This window comes from Pseudomonas ovata (assembly GCF_003131185.1).
GTDB lineage: Bacteria > Pseudomonadota > Gammaproteobacteria > Pseudomonadales > Pseudomonadaceae > Aquipseudomonas > Aquipseudomonas ovata.
On record NZ_QFFU01000005.1, the window covers coordinates 1 to 18057 of the forward strand.

At 62.7% G+C, this 18057-nt stretch carries 10 protein-coding genes; 3 read left to right on the forward strand and 7 right to left on the reverse strand.

All coding sequences use genetic code 11. The features are described from left to right. Positions 1-148: 148 nt before the first annotated feature. The 5 genes from DGA31_RS08605 to DGA31_RS08625 all read right to left on the reverse strand — a co-directional run bounded on the left by DGA31_RS08605 (position 149) and on the right by DGA31_RS08625 (position 7439). Positions 149-1750 (reverse strand): ABC transporter substrate-binding protein, encoded by a 1602-nt coding sequence (locus tag DGA31_RS08605; protein WP_109512243.1) that lies wholly within the window; start codon positions 1748-1750, stop codon positions 149-151. Beyond that, entirely contained in the window at positions 1747-3108 is a 1362-nt protein-coding gene (locus DGA31_RS08610; RefSeq protein ID WP_109512430.1) for an LLM class flavin-dependent oxidoreductase, read from the reverse strand. The genes DGA31_RS08605 and DGA31_RS08610 overlap by 4 nt, the downstream gene beginning before the upstream one ends. Before the next feature lie 94 nt (positions 3109-3202). Beyond that, positions 3203-5638: a TonB-dependent receptor plug domain-containing protein gene (locus DGA31_RS08615; RefSeq protein ID WP_109512244.1), complete on the reverse strand. Its 2436-nt coding sequence runs from the start codon at positions 5636-5638 to the stop codon at positions 3203-3205. A 6-nt stretch (positions 5639-5644) separates the two neighbouring features. Further along, positions 5645-6604, reverse strand: a complete 960-nt coding sequence (locus DGA31_RS08620; protein ID WP_109512245.1) for an ABC transporter substrate-binding protein — start codon at positions 6602-6604, stop codon at positions 5645-5647. 4 nt (positions 6605-6608) lie between these two features. Continuing rightward, a complete protein-coding gene (locus DGA31_RS08625) occupies positions 6609-7439 on the reverse strand; it encodes a class II aldolase/adducin family protein (protein WP_109512246.1) in 831 nt (276 codons plus the stop codon). A gap of 547 nt (positions 7440-7986) precedes the next feature. Here DGA31_RS08625 and DGA31_RS08630 point away from each other — a divergent pair. Then, a complete protein-coding gene (locus DGA31_RS08630) occupies positions 7987-9027 on the forward strand; it encodes an ABC transporter substrate-binding protein (protein ID WP_109512247.1) in 1041 nt (346 codons plus the stop codon). 81 nt (positions 9028-9108) lie between these two features. Here the strand turns inward: DGA31_RS08630 and DGA31_RS08635 are convergent, their stop codons facing one another. Further along, positions 9109-9855: an outer membrane beta-barrel protein gene (locus DGA31_RS08635; RefSeq protein ID WP_109512248.1), complete on the reverse strand. Its 747-nt coding sequence runs from the start codon at positions 9853-9855 to the stop codon at positions 9109-9111. A gap of 203 nt (positions 9856-10058) precedes the next feature. Here DGA31_RS08635 and DGA31_RS08640 point away from each other — a divergent pair, with 203 nt between their 5' ends. Both DGA31_RS08640 and DGA31_RS08645 read left to right on the forward strand, forming a co-directional pair. Next, the gene (locus tag DGA31_RS08640; RefSeq protein ID WP_056839899.1) at positions 10059-10298 is read left to right on the forward strand and encodes a hypothetical protein; all 240 of its coding nucleotides are present in this window, start codon (positions 10059-10061) and stop codon (positions 10296-10298) included. Between the two features lie 499 nt (positions 10299-10797). Beyond that, positions 10798-12651 carry an ABC transporter ATP-binding protein gene (locus DGA31_RS08645; RefSeq protein WP_056839900.1) on the forward strand — a complete coding sequence of 618 codons (1854 nt, stop codon included), beginning with the start codon at positions 10798-10800 and terminating at the stop codon, positions 12649-12651. Between the two features lie 110 nt (positions 12652-12761). On the opposite strand, the gene DGA31_RS08650 is transcribed toward DGA31_RS08645, so the two are convergent. Further along, on the reverse strand, positions 12762-17900 hold the full coding sequence (locus DGA31_RS08650) for a RecQ family ATP-dependent DNA helicase (RefSeq protein ID WP_109512249.1): 5139 nt from the start codon (positions 17898-17900) through the stop codon (positions 12762-12764). Positions 17901-18057 lie beyond the last annotated feature (157 nt).

Below are 18057 nucleotides of genomic sequence, written 5' to 3' on the forward strand. Positions count from 1 at the left end.
CTGCGCAGCAGTCGTAAAATCTGCGAAACGCCACAGATTTATGGCTGTGAACACATCCAAAATCTGCGAAACGCTGAAAATTTACGACTGCTGCGCAGCCGGTCGCGGGCAAGCGCGCTCCTACGGGCCAGAGGCATTGTCTGAAACGTTATTGTTTTTCCAGCCACGTATCGAAAAACTGCAAACGCGACGAGGCCTCGAAATGCAGGCCATTAACGCGCTTGCCGTGGGCAATTACCGTGGCCAGCTCGACCAGCGCAATGGCATGGCCCTGCTCGATCAGCTCGCGGCTGATTGCATCGACACGTTGCTGGCGTACCACCGGGTCCAGGGTCGCGGCGCTGGCTTCGAGCCTGTCATCCAGGGCATCACGCTGACGCTTGCCGTAGTTGCGGCCGCTGACATGGAACAGCGTGCGCAGTACGTCCGGGTCGGCCCGGGTCAGGTTGTAGAAGTACAGGCTGATGTCGCCACTGGCCTGCAAGGCCGCGACCTGGCTGATGGTGGTGCGGTTCAGGTGCAGCTCGACGCCCACGCCTTTGAGTTGCTGCTGGACCAGTTCCAGGATGGGCGTGTTCTGCCAGTAGTCCACCCGCAGGCTCAGGCGCTGGCCATCCTTGACCCGGACACCGTCGGCACCCGGCTGCCAGCCGGCCGCGTCGAGCAGCGCCCTGGCACCTTCCGGGTCAAAGGCCAGCAAGGCCGAGAGGTCCTTGTAGTGCGGCGTGCTGCTGGCCAGTAATGCCGTGGCGGGCCGTTGATAACGGGAAATGATGCTGCGCAGTTGCTCACGGTCGATGGCCTTGACCAGCGCCTGGCGCACACGCACGTCGGTATAGGGTGCGCGGCTCAGGTCCGGGGTCAGGTTGAAGACCACACCGGGATTGGCGCGGGCCAACAGCGGCAGGCCTTGAGACTCAAGGGTTTTCTCGTTCTGCGCCACCACCGCGGTGTCGACGTCGATCTGCCCGGACACCAGGCTGCCCAGGCGCACGCCGGATTCGGGCACGATCAGAAATTCGATGCCGGCCAGCCAGGCCTTGCCACTGTGGGTGGCCAGTGACGAGGCCCAGTGGTAGTCATCACGGCGCGACAGGCTGAGGGTCTGGTTGTGCACGAAGCGCTCAAGCTTGAACGGCCCGCTGCCGATCAACCGGCCTTGGCAACGGTCGGCCGGGCTGCTGGCCAGGGTCGCGTTGGCCAGCAGGCCCAGGCTCATGGTCGAGGTGGCTTGCAGGAACTGCGCGTTGGGTTGGTCGAAGGCGACCACCACGGTCAGCGGATCGGGAGTCTCGATGCCCTTGAGCCCGGCCAGGTAGGTCGCGCCCAGGATCGAACGGGCGCCCAGGGCCAGGATCTGCTCGAAGTTGGCTTTCACCGCCTGCGCATCGACCGCTGTGCCATCGCTGAAGGTGACGCCTTCGCGCAGATGAAAGGTAAAGCGGCGCGACTCGGCATCCACTTCCCAGCGCGTGGCCAGCCACGGCACGATCTCACCGCTGTCGGGATCCTGGTCGGTCAGCGAGTCAACCAGTTGCCGGCCGACATTGAGCGCCGTGTTGTTGCCAGCCTGGTGCGGGTCGACGCAGTTGGGGTCGCCATCGAGTGCAACCTTGAGCACGCCTCCCGCCACCGGCGTGCCGGCAGCGGCCTGGACGACGGGCGCCGACGACTCGCCACACCCGGCCAGCACCAGCAGCGCCAGGCCCAGGGCCGCGGGCTTGAAACCGCGGTTCAAAGGCCGGCTCATGCGGCACTTCCGGTGGCTTTGCGGTTGGCGATGTACGGCAGGCCGAGGTTTTCACGCAGGGTCGCGCCCTGGTACTCGCGGCGGAACAACCCACGCCGTTGCAGCTCCGGCACCACGCCGCTGGCGAAGGCGGCAACGCCTTCGTGCAGGCCGGAGAACATCACGTTGAAGCCATCGGCGGCGCCTGCCTCGAACCAGCCTTGCAGGTCATCGGCGATGCTTTGCGGGGTGCCGATCAGGATCCGGTGCCCGCCGGCCGTCAGCTTGTTGAACAGCTCGCGCACCGTAGGCCGCTCTCGGCGGATCAGGTCGAACACCAGTTTCTGGCGGCTCTTGTGGGTGTTGGTGTCGAACTGCTCGGGCGGCAGCGGCACCACCTCGTCGAACGGCAGCTCAGACAGATCGAAGCCCAGGCTGGCGAAGCGCGAAATGCTGCGCAGGAAGGTCTTGGGCTCCAGCAATTGCTGCAACTGGTCATAGCGTGCCTGGGCCTCGGCCTGGGTTTTGCCGACCACCGGCGAGACACCGGGCAGGATTTTCAAGTGCTCGGGGTGGCGACCAAATTTTGCCGCCTGCTCCTTGGTCTGCCGGTAGAACGCCTGGCCCTGTTCGATCGTGTGCTGGGCGGTAAAGATCAGCTCGCCGGCCCGGGCCGCCAGCGCCCGGCCGGAGTCCGAGGAACCTGCCTGGGCAATCACCGGGTAGCCCTGCAGCGGGCGCGGCGCATTGAGCGGGCCGCGCACCTGGAAGTGCTTGCCGTGGTGGTTGAGCACATGCAGCTTGGCGGTGTCGAGAAAACGCCCGCTGGCCTTGTCCTGAACGAAGGCGCCGTGTTCGTAGCTGTCCCAGAGCCCGGTGACCACGTCGTAGAACTCTTCGGCGCGCTCGTAGCGGTCGGCATGCAGCACATGCGCATCAAGGTTGAAGTTCTCGCCGCCGCCCAATGAAGTCACCAGGTTCCAGCCGACCCGACCGCCGCTCAAATGATCGATATTGGCCAGCTTGCGGGCAATGTTGTACGGGTCGTTATACGTGGTGCTGGCGGTGCCGATCAGGCCGATATGGCGAGTGACCACCGCCAGCGCCGGCAGCAGCACCAGCGGGTCCCAGCGCACGCTGTTGGGGCCGCGTTCGAGCACCTCCAGGTCGGCGTCGACATTGACCGTGTCGTTGAAGAACACCGCGTGAAAGCGCGCCGCCTCCAGCGTCTGGGCAATCCACTGGAAATGCCCGAAGTCGCTGAACGAATCAGGCGCTGCACTGGCATGCCGCCAACTGGCACCCATGATTCCGGCGCTGGGAATGAAGGCGCCGAGCAGCAGTTGCCGCTCCGGGATTTTATTGTCTGTCGTGCTCATGAACATGCTCACCCAATTATTGATATTGACCCCAGGCCGCAGGACCGGCTTCAGCCGGGAAGCAGCGCCTGCGGCCAGACGCAGCGGTTAAAGATCAGAAGTCATAACTCAGGCGGGTGTACCAGAAGCCGCCATAGGGATTGAACGGCGAGATGCTGCCGAATTTTGGAAAGCCATTGACGTCACCGGCCGGGTAGCCGTTGTTGTCGGCGCGCACGTCGAACAGGTTGTTGGCCCCCACCGCCAGGCCGAGCTGGTCGGTGACCGCGTAGGCCACTTCCAGGTCGGTGATCCACTTGGCGCCGAAGGTGGCGTCGTAGTTGGGGTTCGCATCGCGGGCAATGACTTTGTCGTAGCGGGTTACGCCCAGGTTGATGTCGAAGCGGTCGATCTTCCACTGGCCGCTGAGGATCAGCTTGGTCTTGGGGTTGGCCACGGTCAGGTAGCTCTGGGCCACGCGGTCGAACAACTCAAGGCCGCTGCCGGCCAGGGCACCGGGGGTGGACTTGATGCTGTCCAGCTCGGTCTTGTTGTAGTTGAACGCCACGCCGTACTTCACCGAGCCGAAGCGGCCGTAGTCGACCCGGTAATCGGTCACCAGGTCGAGGCCACGGGTGGTGGTGTCGGCGGCATTGGTGAAGTACTTGACCCGGTAGCCGGGCGTGTAGCCCTGCTGCTGCAGAATCTGGTTGACGCCGCTGCCGAACAGGAAGCCGGTCAGGGCGATGCGGTCCTTGATCTCGATCTGGTAGGCATCCAGCGTCACGTTGGCCTGGGGCAAGGGCTTCCAGGTCAGGCCCAGGCTGATATTGCGCGACTTTTCCGGTTCCAGGTCTTCAGCGCCCAGGGCGCGGGCCAGCGGCGAGTCGACCCGGGCGGTCTTGGCCTCGACGAACTGCGAGACGCCATTGACCGTGGTGTACTGGTTGGAGGTCTGGGCATAGGCCGACTGTGACAGCGAAGGCGCACGAAAGCCGTTGCTCAGGGTGCCGCGCAGGGCGAACTCGGGGGTGAAGTCATAGCGCGCCGAGACCTTGCCGCTGGCCGTGTTGCCGGCGCTGTCATCGTATTTCTCGAAGCGCCCGGCCAGGCCCAGATACAACTTCTCGGTCGGGTTGACGCCCAGGTCCAGGTAGGTGGCGTAGCTGTTGCGGCTGGCCTGGGCCGCGTCTTCCGGGGTCAGGGTGATTGCGCCCTGGGCGCCCACCGCCGCCGGCTGACCGGCCAGCGGGCCGCTGGGGTAGATGTAGCCGCCGTTGATCCAGGCTTCGACGTCCTCTGACTCGGTCTTGTAGCGCTCGTGGCGATGCTCGGCGCCCCAGGACACTTGCAGCGGCTTGGCCAGGCCGACATCGAAGGCGCGGGTCAGGTCCAGGTTGTTGGTCCACTGGTCGAAGGTGTTGGTGTAGCTGTCGAAACGGGTCGGGCTGGCCGGACCCAGCGAGGCATTGAGGCTTTCGTCGGAGCCGGCCAGGGATCGGGCCCGGCCAAAGGTCGAACTCAGGTCCCAGTCCCAGCCGGCGACCAGGCCCTTGGCACCGGCGGCGGCCTGAAAGTCGGTTTCGTCGAGGGTATAGAACGGCGCGGTGCCGTCCGGGTAGATCTCGGGAATGATGTTGGTCGAGTTCGGCCGGCGATAGTTCTGCCCGCCCCGGGCCTGGCGCTGGCTGTAGGTGCTGAACGAGTACAGGGCCAGATCGTCGTTGATCGGCAGCTCGGCGTTGTACGCCAGGTTGTAGCCCTTGATCTTGGGCAGGCCGTTGCGCTGCACCTGGCGGTCGGCACCGGCCTCGCGGGCATCGCCAGGGAAATACAGGTTGCCGGTGGCATCGCGCGAGCGCACGGCAGTCTGCTGCGACTTGGCGTCGACCGAAATGTTCAGGAAGCCGTCATTGGGCAGCGCAAAACCCGAATTGACCGCCGAGCGGATCGTGCCGCCGTCGCCGCCTTCGTAGTATTCGCCGTACTGGGTGCTGGCCGAGCCGCCGTGGTCGGTCTGCTTGAGAATGATATTGATCACCCCGGCAATGGCGTCCGAGCCGTACTGCGCCGAGGCACCGTCGCGCAGCACTTCGACATGGTCGATGGCGCTGACCGGAATCAGGTCCAAGTCCACCGGGTTGGTGCCGTAGGCCGAGGACGAGTCGAGGTTGATCACCGAGCTGTTATGGCGGCGCTTGCCATTGACCAGCACCAGCACGTTGGAACCGTTCAGGCCGCGCAGGCTGTAGGGCCTGGCAATGCTGTCGTTGGAGCTGCCCGAAGGCCGCTGGCTGAAGGACGGCAGGGCTTTTTCCAGGGCGCCGCGCAGGCTGGCGGAGCCGGTCTTTTCCAGTTGCGCACCACTGACCACGTCGATCGGTGCCGGGCTGCTGGTGACGGTGCGTGCTTCGCTGCCACGCGAACCGGTGACGACCACGGTTTCCAGGCTTTCGGGGGCCTCGGGTGCGGCGTACAACGGCTGCAAGGCGAAGCCGGCCAGCAGCAAAGGCGTCAGCGCCAGAGGCGTATTGAGGGAAAGGTATTTCATGGCAGGTCAGGCTTCCAGAAAGGGTTTGAAGTCGTCTTGCCACAACGGGCGTACATCGACGCGCTGACGGACCAGACGGTTTTCGAAAAAGGTGTCGGCAACGTGCTGTGCCGAACGGATAGCCGGTTCGCTGATCGCTTCCAGGCTCACGGGCCGGTCGCGCTCGCGGAACTGGCGCAGGTAGAGATCGGCGGCGATGCCGGTCAGGCTGGCGCTGTGCTCGGCCCAGACCTGCGGATGGGTCGCCACCCAGGTCCAGGTGGCCCGCTCGCGGCGCAGAAAATCACCGATCTGCGCGCGCTTGACTGTATCCTCCAGCGCCCCGTGGCGCGCCGCGATCAGGGTGTTGCCCAGAAACAGGCTGGCGTTTTCCAGGCGCACGCCTTGCTCGGCGGTGGCCTGCAAGGCGCTGATGCCGCCGGCCACCAAGGCGTCGACATGACCGCTGCGAAAGGCGATCAGCGCTTCCTGCATGGGCATGGGCACCGGCTGGATGTCGCTCAGGCTCAGACCCGCACGGTTGAGCAGGTCGATCAGGTAATACTGGTTGTTGGTGCCGCGCACGTAGCTGACGCTGCGGCCCTTGAGATCGCTGACTCGCTCGATGCCGGCCGTGCGTGACACGATCAGGCCAATGTCCTGGCGCGCACCGGGCAGCACGGCGACCACCGCCAACGGCACCTGGGCGATGGCCGCAAAAACCGGCGGCACTTCGCTCATCTGCGTGTAATCCAGGCTGCCGCTGCGCAGGGCTTCAAGGACGAGGGTGCCGCCGGCGATGTCGACCCATTGCACCGGGTAAGGTGTGTCGGCCTGGCCGGCCAGGCTCATGTACGAAGCGGCCGAGCCCTTGTAGCGCCAGACGCGCAGCGGCTCGGCGGCCTGCGTCAGCACCGGTGCAAGCAGGCCGCCAGCGGCCAGGGTGGCGCTGGCACCAAGCAGGCGGCGTCGTGTCAGGACAGTCATCGCCTCACGCCAGCAGGTCAGGTTGCAGGGCAATGATCTCGTCCCACAACGGCTGGAAATTGAGCCAGGCGAACAGTTCGCCACGCGCCCGGCCCTGGGCGGTGAGCGGGTCGACCGGCGGCACCACCGGCACCCCAGCGGCACGGGCCAGCAGGTGCGAGCGCGCCACGTCTTCGGCCAGGATGAAACGCCAGGCGGCACTTTCGACACTCTCGCCAGTAGTCCAGACCCCGTGGTTCTGCCAGAACAGCAGGTTGTTGCCAGCAAAGCTGTCGACGAACGCGGCTGTGACGCGGTCGCGGTCGTTGTCCAGCCGGCCCTCGGGGGTGCGCAGGTCATGCCGAGGAAAGATCGCCTGATCCTCGATAAAGGCCCCGGACTCGGCTGTGATGGGGTCGAACAGTTGGCCCAGTGCCGACCAGGTGCGGCCATGAAAGCCATGCAGGTGGGCGATGCCGACCACTTCGGGGCGCGCCTGCTGAATGCCGTCGTGCAGTTCCAGCGCGCTGGTGTTGAGCAAGCCCTCGCCCTCTACCACCTGCCCTTGGCGATTGACGCGCAACAGGTGGGAAACCGTGATCTGCGAAAACGGCACGCCCAGCGGGTTGATCCAGTAATGCTCGGGTTCAAGAGGGTCACGGGCGGTGAAATGCCCGGCCAGGCCGACTTCGAAACCGTAGCGGGCAAACAGGCGATAGGACGCGGCCAGGCGCTGTTTGCGGTGCAGGCGTTCTTGCAGCGGGTCCTGGTGACGAGGCACCGCTTCGAGCTGCAAACGGTTGTTGGCGTGGGGCAGTTTCAGCAGGCTGTTGGAATACGCGGGGGTGTGGCTCATGCCGGATACTCGGGCTGATGCTCGTCTTGGCGAGCGATAGTCAGGGCGAACGCGGGCGCTGGGCGTCGTGCAGGGCTCAGGTCGGATTCACGGTGCAAACCGGGGGCGCGGTGCAAGACCGACGCGTGGGGGATGGAATCAGGTATTCATCGCTGGGAACCCTCGCATGATGGTGCTGACAGCTCTCCTCCACCGTGCGAGGGGTCGGGTTGAGCGTGCGCAGGCGCAAGGCCTGCGCATCGAAAAAGAGGCCTGGCGTCCTGCCAGGCAATTGCGCTATCCCTGCCGGCCCGTACGCAACGAAAAAGACGCTGCCCGGCGGCCGTGGCTAGAACATAAGCGCAGGTCAGGTCGCTGTGAAATTCTTTATTGGCATAACCTAATATTAATAATGGTAATTAATGAACAACTTATTAATTAGTTAAAGGCATAAAAAGGCGACGTGGCATCTGGTTTATGCATATTCATTTAAGGTATTTAAATTTATTTTTTAATTCCCATATGATCCATACCATAAATGCCATCCTCGACAGACCTTGGAGCCTGCATGACTCAACCTACTCGTTTTTTCCCGCGTCTCAGCCGCCTGGCCACTGCCCTGGGCCTGTGCACCAGCCTGCTGGCCGGCGCGCTCATGGCCCCGGCGACCGCTCAGGCCGAGGGTGAGATTCGCATTGCCGAACAGTTCGGCATTGTCTACCTGCTGCTCAATGTGGTGCGCGACCAGCACCTGATCGAGAAACACGGCAAGGCCGACGGCCTGGACATCAAGGTCGACTGGACACAGTTGTCAGGGGGTTCTGCGGTCAACGATGCGCTGCTGTCCGGCTCGATCGACATCGCCGGTGCCGGCGTCGGCCCGTTGCTGACCATCTGGGACCGCACCAAGGACCGGCAGAACGTCAAGGCGGTCGCGTCGCTGGGCAATTTTCCGTACTACCTGGTGAGCAATAACCCGAACGTCAAGACCATCGCCGATTTCACCGAAAAGGACCGTATCGCCGTGCCGGCCGTGGGTGTGTCGGTGCAGTCGCGCTACCTGCAATACGCCGCCGCCCAGCTGTGGGGCGACAAGGAATTCAATCGCCTGGACAAGTACACCGTCAGCCTGCCGCACCCGGACGCCACGGCCAGCCTGGTCGCCGGCGGCACCGAGCTGACCGGCCATTTCTCCAACCCGCCCTTCCAGGACCAGGCCCTGAAAAACCCGAACGTGCACGTGGTGCTCGACACCTACAAGCTGCTTGGCCCGAACTCGCCGACCGTCTTGTTTGCCACCGAGAAATTCCGCGCCGAGAACCCCAAGACCTATAAGGCGTTCATCGAGGCGTTGAGCGAAGCCGAGACGTTTATCAAGAACGACATTGGTGCAGCTGCCGACACCTACATCCGTGTGACCCAGTCAAAAATCGACCGCGCCGAGCTGCTGCAGATCATCGACAAACCTGAGTTCCAGTTCACCATTACACCCAGGAACACCTATCCGCTGGCCGAGTTCCTGCACCGTGTCGGCGCGATCAAGCACAAACCGGCTTCGTGGCAGGATTATTTCTTCCAGGACGCCTTCAACCCGCTCAAGGGCAGTTGAGCAGGCTGAGGGGATAAACGAAAAAAGCGGACCGTGTTCAACACGATCCGCTTTTTGCTGTTACCGGTCAGGTCAGGGCAATCAGAATGCCATGCCGACCTTGACGCCAAACTCATCGCGCTTGAGCTTGGTGTTGTCAGCCACCTCCGAATCGCCGTCCAGCTTGTATTCGGTACGGGTGTAGTACACGCCGGCCTGGATCGGCAGGTCGCCTTTCTGGTTCATCAACAGGCTGACTTCGGCGTATGGGTTGGTACGGTCCTTGAGGTCGACGCTGTCGTTGCCGAAATCTTCGACATCCAGCTTGGCACGGCCATCGAGGGTGCGACGGGCGCCCAGCTCGACACGCAGGGTCGAGGTGTCGAACTGGTGGTTGTAGCCCAGCGCGGCCTTGGCGAACGGCGACTTGTTGGTCAGCTCGACATCGACGCCATTGATCGCCGGCTCAAAGCGCGACCAGCTGTAGCCACCGCCCACGATCACATCGACGAAGTTGCGAGCGTCCAGCGCTGCACGCCAGCCCAGGTCCAGGTCGGCCTGGGCTTCCTTGAGCTTGTTGTCGTTTTTCTCGCCGTACTTGGCCTGGCCGCCAATCTGGTACACGAAGCCCGACTCGGCGGTCATCTTGTTACCGAAGTTGGCAAACACGCCGCCCTGACCCAGGTGGTCGGTGTCGGACTCATCGCCACCTTCGAACTTGAATTTGTCGTAGCTGCCCAGCAGGCCAAAGGTAAACAGCGGATCGGTGCTGGGCGCAGCTACGGCAGCCAGAGGTGCACCCAGCAGGGCCAGGATGCAGGTGTGACGTAGCAGTTTGCGCGTGGACATGTCTGAAAAGTCTCCATGACTGAGGGGTTGGATAAACGCACCACTATGAGGCGCAGGGTGTGTAAAAAGTTCGAAATAAATTGACGACCGGGTCAGGAATACAGGCTTTTGCAGTGTCCACACGGCTTGAGCAAGGCGCTGTCGGCGCTGGACCGGGCAATTGCTGTTAGGCTCTTGTTGAACCCGAACACAAGGTGAATCCCATGTCGATGGCTGACGTCGTGATGACCGACACCGCGAGGAATGAAGCACTCAAAATACTGGCCGAGATCGAACAGGCCGAAGGCCTGCTGGAAATGTCCCAACTGGCTGGCGTCGCCGAGGGCTTTACCCGAGGACTGGCCTGCGGGCTGGCGATTACGCCAGAGGATCTGCAGAGGCTGGAAGATGTGTTCGATACGGCGATCAATCGCCGGATGGGGGCGATCAGGCGGGGGGAGTGATGACTGGCCAGTATTTGAAGGCATGGCCTGAATAACAGGACCTCAAGGGTTCATGCCACCCGTCAGGCGCGCCGCAATCAGCTATGGGAGAGGCCGCTCGGCGCCCCAATCTGCCCGCGAAGACGGCGGTCCAGGCGCAATGGATAGGTCGGACTGACTGACCTCTTCGCCGGCAAGCCGCCTCCCACAAGGTGTCGACAGCGATATGGCGGGCAAACTGTACAGCGCAGGGTACTGCAGACCATCAGGCCCACTTGAAAACACCGTGCAACCAAATCCTGGGCACCCTTGCAGCAATAACGCGCCCCAAGCTGTCAAGATTGCCGACCTCTGGAACGCGCGCCCTGCCGGGCTGACGTTTCAAGCACTGACCCGAGGCCGGTGCGTTGATCTTCCAGGCTGAACGCCTGCCGAAGACAGTCAGATCCACCGGCCCCTGGCTCTGCCCTTCCCCGTTCGATGGCACAATTGCCTTGACCTGATCATTCTGGAGACCCTCATGCTGGGAGCATTTGAACGCAAGCTTGACCCTTTTCCGCCCGACGAGGCGCCGCCGCCGCCCGAAGGCATGGCGCGCTTTTTGTGGGCGTGCACGCGCGGTGCGCGTGGCTACATTCTGGCGTTTGCCCTGCTCAGTGCCGGCGTGTCGATTTACGAAGCCTGGCTGTTTTCCTTCCTCGGCCAGGTCGTGGACCTGTTGTCGACCTGGCAAGCCGGTGGTGATACGGCCGGACAGGAAAGCCGCGTACTCTGGGGCATCGGCATCGTCCTGGTGGTCAGCATTGTGCTGGTGGCGCTGCGCACCATGGTCCAGCACCAGATCCTGGCGATCAACCTGCCGTTGCGGCTGCGCTGGGATTTCCATCGCCTGATGCTGCGCCAGAGCCTTTCGTTCTTTTCCGACGAGTTCTCCGGCCGGGTCACGACCAAGGTCATGCAGACGGCGCTGTCGGTGCGCGAGGTGCTGTTCACCCTGATCGAGATTGTGCTCGGGATCGGCGTGTACTTCATTGCGATCATTGCCCTGGCCGGCGGCTTCGACCTGAAGCTGATGCTGCCTTTCCTGGCCTGGGTCGTGCTGTTCGGGCTGGCCATGCGCTATTTCGTCCCGCGCCTGGGCAAGGTCGGGCAGGAACAGGCCAACGCGCGCTCCTCAATGACCGGGCGTATTTCGGACGCTTATACCAACATCACCACGGTAAAACTGTTCTCGCACTCCAAGCGCGAGGCGCATTTTGCCCGTGCCGCGATGGAGGATTTCAAGCAGACCGGCTTTCGCCAGATGCGCCTGGTCAGCCAGTTCGAGATCGTCAACCAGGCGCTGGTGGTCGCGCTGATCATGGGCGCCGGCGGCTATGCCTTGTGGCTGTGGCACCAGGGCGAAGTCGGCACCGGGGCGGTGGCGGCCATCACCGCCATGGCGCTGCGCATCAATGGCATGTCGCACTGGATCATGTGGCAGATGACGTCGCTGTTCGAGAACATCGGCACAGTGCAGGACGGCATGGAAACCCTGACCCGCGGCCCCAAGGTGCAGGATGCACCGGACGCGAGCGCGCTGGTCACTTCCGGCGGTGCGGTGACGTTCGACAATGTGAGCTTCAACTACAACGGCGAGCGCCAGGTGCTCTCAGGCCTGAACCTGGATATTCGCGCCGGCGAGAAAATCGGCCTGGTAGGCCGCTCCGGTGCCGGCAAGTCGACGCTGATCAACCTGTTGCTGCGCTTTTACGACGTCGACAGCGGCGCAATTCGCATCGACGGGCAGAACATCGCGCAGGTCACGCAAGACAGCCTGCGCAGCGCCATCGGCATGGTGACCCAGGACACCTCCCTGCTGCACCGCTCCATCCGCGACAACATCGCCTACGGCCGTCCCGAGGCGACCGACGAGCAGATCCGCAGCGCTGCCGCCAGTGCCCAGGCCGATGGTTTCATCAGCCAGTTGAGCGACAAGCAGGGCCACTCCGGCTACGACACGCTGGTGGGCGAACGCGGGATCAAGCTGTCCGGTGGCCAGCGCCAGCGTATCGCCATTGCCCGGGTCATGCTCAAGAACGCGCCGATCCTGCTGCTGGACGAGGCCACCAGTGCGCTGGACTCGGAAGTCGAGGTGGCCATCCAGGAAAGCCTCAACGGCATGATGGAAGGCAAGACGGTCATTGCCATCGCTCACCGCTTGTCGACCATTGCCGCCATGGACCGGCTTATTGTCATGGATGACGGGCGCATCATCGAACAAGGCACCCACGCCGAGCTGCTGGCGAAGAACGGTATCTATGCACGGCTGTGGCAGCACCAGAGTGGCGGGTTTCTGGGAGAGGATCAGGGCGTGGCCGAGGCGATGGAATAAACGCCCACGCCGGTACTGCGCTTGAACGGCAGGTACGTCGCTTGTCGTTCAAGGCCGCCAGGCCAGCCCATGAGCTGGCCTTTTTGCTGCAATCGGCCGAGTCTGGCTACTCAGGATTTGTGCCCCCCCACCCTCCTCCTGGGGACGACCACTTCCCACCGCTCGCACCGGCTGAAATCCCGGTACTGCGCTTCGCTGTCCTGCGCAAAGCGCACCAGCACGGCCGCCACCTCGCACTCGTCAAAGCCTGCGTGTGGCTGAAATGACCTGGCAGTCCTGCCTACGACATTGCCATGACGATCGACAAACACAAACCGTTCGGCCTCACGCCTGAAGGTCAGCGGATCGCCCTCGCCAAGCCGGCCCAGGGCCTGGTGTATCGGCGCTTCGGCGCACTGGCGCCCGGCAAAACCTATGTCGATATCGCCCAGCGCCATGGGCTCGAAGCGCTTTTCGAGGGCCGGGCAATAAACAGCTTGCACGCGACGCAATTGCACCTCGTGAGTCAACGCCGGGCTGAACGGATTGCCGTCGGCGAACTCGCACAGGGTCAGGGTCTGTTCGGCACGGGTCATGCCGACGTAGTACAGACGGCGTTCATCGCATAGCGTGTCGGCCTGCCGGCTCCAGCCACCGTCGAGTACCGTCACATGGCGAAATTCCAGGCCCTTGGCCGAATGAATTGTCCCCAGGTACAGGCCTTTGGCCGGCTGTTGGCGCAATTGACGGGCATAGTCATACAGCCAGTCGACCAAAGCCTGGGGGCTGATCTGGCAACTGCCCAACTCTCCTTGCAGTTGCTCACAGGCGGTCTGGAAAAATCCCGCCCATACGCCCTCGATCAGCGAGGCCCTGGCCGACAGGTGCTGCCAGGCATCGTCGGCGCAAAGCGACTCATCCAGACCGCGCAGGTAATCGATGACCGCCACGAAGCCGCGCTGTCGGGTGGTCGGCAAAACCGTATCCTTGTTGGCCGCCAGAAAAAACGGGACGTCGTGCTGCTCGCACCAGGCCTGGATCGGCCACAGGTAGCGATGTGTACGGGCCAGGATGGCGCAGCCATCCCAAGTGCCCTGCTCCAGCGTCAGCAGGCGTTGCAGTTCTTGCAGAGCCGCTTGTGCCTGCAGATTGCCATGCTCGCAATCATGGCGGTCAAGCAACAGGCGCAGGATCCGGCCGTGCCGCTGGGTATCGCGATGCGCCCATTCGCCACCGTCGGCATGCGCCTGGCGTGCCAGATCGATGCGGATAGGGTGAGCCTTTTTCAGCCGTGCCGGGTTCTGCCCGATGGTGTCGTTGGCGGCCTGGATGATGGCGTTCGAGGAGCGATAGTTATCGACCAGAAAGCTGATCGAGGCATCGTACTCTTCGCGAAACCGTTCGATATAACGGTTGTTGGTTTCGCGCCAGCCATAGATGTTCTGGTCATCATCGCCCACGGCCATGATGCACAGCCGGCCATCCTCCTGGGTATGCCGTCCGGCCAGCGCACTGACCAGGCGGTATTGCAAGTCGTCGATGTCCTGGTATTCATCGACCAGAATGTAGCGATAGCCACGCAGCAGTTGTTCACGCAGGTCGTCTTCGCCTTCGATGCTGCGCTTGCCTTCGAGCAACTGGACCGCATCGTCGAGCACTTTCCTGAGCGCAGGTTCATCGACACTGTCGCCGCGCTCGAAGCGGCTACCGGTCAGGCGCATGGCCAGACTGTGGTAGGTCAGTACGCTGACACCGTAGGCATCGCTGCCGACCAGGGCGGTCAGGCGCTTGCGAATCTCGTTGGCGGCATGACGATTGAAGGTCAGCGCCACGATGCTGGTCGGCGGCACACGCCGCACGCGCAGCAGGTAGGCGATACGGTGCACGATGACCCGCGTCTTGCCCGAACCCGGGCCGGCGAGCACCAGCCGGTTGAGGTCGTCATCGTCGGCAACGATCAGTTTCTGGGTGGTGCTCAGGCTGTCGATAATCGCTTTCCAGGAGCCCTCGCTGGTGGCCAGCTTGAGCACCTCTTCACGCCCGGGGAAATAGCGCCTGATAAAGGCTTGCCTGGGGTCTGTGAAGTAATGGAGCACCAGCTGCAATGCCTGCGTCATTTCCTTGAGCGCCACTTCGGCGTATTCGCGCATCACATGCACCTGGACGCGCTTTTCACGGTAGTGCTCGTCAAGACGCAGGTAATCCTCCTTGAGAAAGGTCTTGCGTTTGTCTTCCTTGTGTATGTGCAGGGTCATGGCGCGACGCATGACCGTCATGCCGTGGTTTAGCGTCAGGACTTCCTGGCGGTGCAGGTAGAGCAATACATGCTCGACCACTTTGCGCCGCTTGTGGGGGGCGATCAGGTGCGGCAACTCCAGATCGGCCTCGATGACCTTGACCAGTTCGCCGAAACTGGTCTCGACCAGCAGGTCGGCGCCGCGCAAGCCTGGCGGCAGCTTGCCCACCAGAAATGCGACAAACTGACTGGCCAGGACGCGGCGCACTTCGCCAAAACGCACGATCTTTGCCCAGGTATGACCGCCCTTGACCCGCAGCTTGAGGTAATCACGGTTGAGCTGACGCAGCTCGAAACTACTACGTTGCTGACCGTCGCTGTCATGATCCTGGGCCAGGCTGCGCAACAGCCGCAGCACATGCAGCGGCAACAACGCCTGCTGGTCAGTAACGGCCTTGAGTTCGGCGGTCAAAGGCAGCAAGTTGAGATCCTGCCAATCACCATGCCCGGCATCCGGTGCCTGCTCGCTCAGGCAGTGCAACAGCGCGTTTTCCAGTTGCAACGTTGTGTGCAGGCGCTGGCTGCTCGCACCGGCAATGCCATGACGCAAATACAGTGTGATCTGCGAGTCATTGACCAGCAGGCCCATCTCTTCGAGTTGCTTGAGCACGCAGGCCACCTCGTCCGAGGTCAGCCCGGTCAGGGCCATCAACTGGTCGGTGTTGACCCGCTCGTCAGCACCGGCGCTGTAGAGAAAGCGCAGGATGGCACGAAACGCCTCAAGCCGCCGGGCCGGCAGCCGGGCCTGCAGCAAACGCTTGTCGGCCTCTTCGGCGCTGACTTCCAGGCGCGCCGGAAAGATCTGCGTGTGGTTTTCTTCGCGCTTGAGGTAATCGCCACGCTCCAGCCAGGCGACCGCGGTAACGACCTTGGTTTCGGCGTCGCGGTCATCGGCTGCAAAGCTGGTTTCCACGGCCTCGTCCATGAGTATCTCGCCTGCGGTCAGCACCAGCTTGCCGCCTTTGCGCCGGTGACTTTCGCTGCGCAACTTGCGAAGGATCTGTTGGATGTCGCGCATGGTAAGCCGCGAGCGTTCGCTCAGGCCGAACTGGGTCTCGATGTCCTGGGCGTCATACAGCAAGACGCAGCGCGCCTGATCCTGATCACGTCCGGCCCGGCCTGCTTCCTGCAAATAGTTTTCCAGCGAGCCGGGGATGTCGGCGTGCACGACCAGCCGGATGTCGGCCTTGTCCACTCCCATGCCGAAGGCGTTGGTGGCGACAATGATCTGCAGCCGACCAGCCTTGAAGTCGTCCTGAATATCGGTTTTGGTATTGGGCTCAAGGCCGGCGTGGAAGTGCCGGCACGACCAGCCCTGGTCGATCAGGAACCCGGAAAGCTCCTCAGCGCTTTTACGGCTGGACACGAAGACCACCGCCCCACCCGCCTGGGCGTCAAGGTGCTCATGCAACAGGCGATCTGTGTAGGGCCACTTTTCTGCCCGGACGCAGGGCAAGACATCGAAATGCAGGTTGCGCCGCTCATGGCTGCCGGCAAACAGCTCGAACTCGATGCCCAGTTGTTCCTTGAAGTGACTGCGAATGTCGGCCATCACATCCGGTTTGGCCGTGGCCGTAAAACAGCCAATCGGCGCCAGTGGCTGATCACCGGTGTATTCGCGGATAAAGCGCGAGACATAGAGGTAGTCGGGGCGAAAGTCGCTGCCCCATTTGGACAGGCAATGCGCCTCATCGAACACCCAGGCACCGACCTGGCGCTGGCGAATGGCCCGCCGAAAGGCCTTGTTGCGAAACTGCTCGGGCGAAACCAGCACAATGCCGACATCACCCATCTGGATCTTCTCCAGGACGTCTGCACGCTCGGGCATGCTCAGCAGGCCATTGAGGGTCGCCGCGCATTGGACGTTGCGCGCCAGCAGACCGTCGACCTGATCCTTCATCAACGATTGCAGCGGTGAAACGATCACCGTAAGGCTGCCATTGCGATGAAAGCGATTGAGCGCCGGCAACTGATAGCACAGCGACTTGCCGCCCCCGGTCGCCAGGATGGCCAGTACATGCTGCCCGCGCATGCCGGCCAGGACGATGTCGTGCTGCAGGCTCTTGCCCGGCGTCTCGTAACGAAAGTCTGCGAAGCCGAAATAACACTGCAATTGATGGCGCGGGTTGTGGGTGGTCTGGCAATACTGACAATCGCGCTGCCCGCAGGGCTGATCACGCAACTGTGCAATCAGCCGCCCCACCGCTGGAAACTGATGACGCACCCAGGGTGCCAGTACCGAATTGCCCCCCGACACCCGCAACCAGGCCAGTGCATAGGCCAGCGGCCAGTGCATATCCCGGTTGCGCAGGTCTTCATCAAGCAGTTGCGCAAGGCGTGTGCGGCAGACTTTCAGATCGCGTTGCCACGAAGGATCGGTTTCCTGCAGCACATGCACGATCAGCGGGCCAAGTTCGGCCAAGGGGATGGCTGGCTGGCCAGTGATGGCCATGAACAGCGCGCTCAAATCGCTCTGCGAATCAGGTGCCAGCAGCGCCTGATAACACAGCAGTTCGTGGCGACTGGCCTCGTTCAACTGCGCAAGCGCTGCACGCTGATCATTGAACAGCACCAGGGTCGAGCGGCAATCGGACAACGGTGAGTTGAGACTGTCGCGGATGAGTTTGTAGTCCTTGATCAGCCGGTGATAAGGATTCTGAGGGAAAGCCAGGGGCGAAAGGCGCAGCGTGTCGATGACGGCCAGTGCATGCAGGGCCAGGTGCGGCGCCTGTTCGCTCAACAGTGGCAGGTCATGCTTGATGACATTGTGACCGAGCACAAAGCTGGCGCCGCTACTCAGTGAGTCCAGACGTTGCAATGCAGGCAAAGGGTCGGCCGCTACAGGCAGCTCCAGTTCAGTACCAAGATCAGGGCGCAGCGCACCGATCGATGTGATACGCGCCGGTTTTCCCTCACTGGGCGGTACGCACTCAAGGTCAAAGATCAGGCCGTTGGGCGGGGTGACAAACGACATTGCGAAGCAGTCCTTGCGTCAGAATCTGTAACCATTCTAATGCGAAATGTTCACTGAGCAGGACATTGAGGGGGGTGCGTCAGACACGGACTGAACATGACGGCTCTGCCAGACGCAAAAAGGCGGGCCTCGCAAGGCCCGCCGCTCGGATCAATGC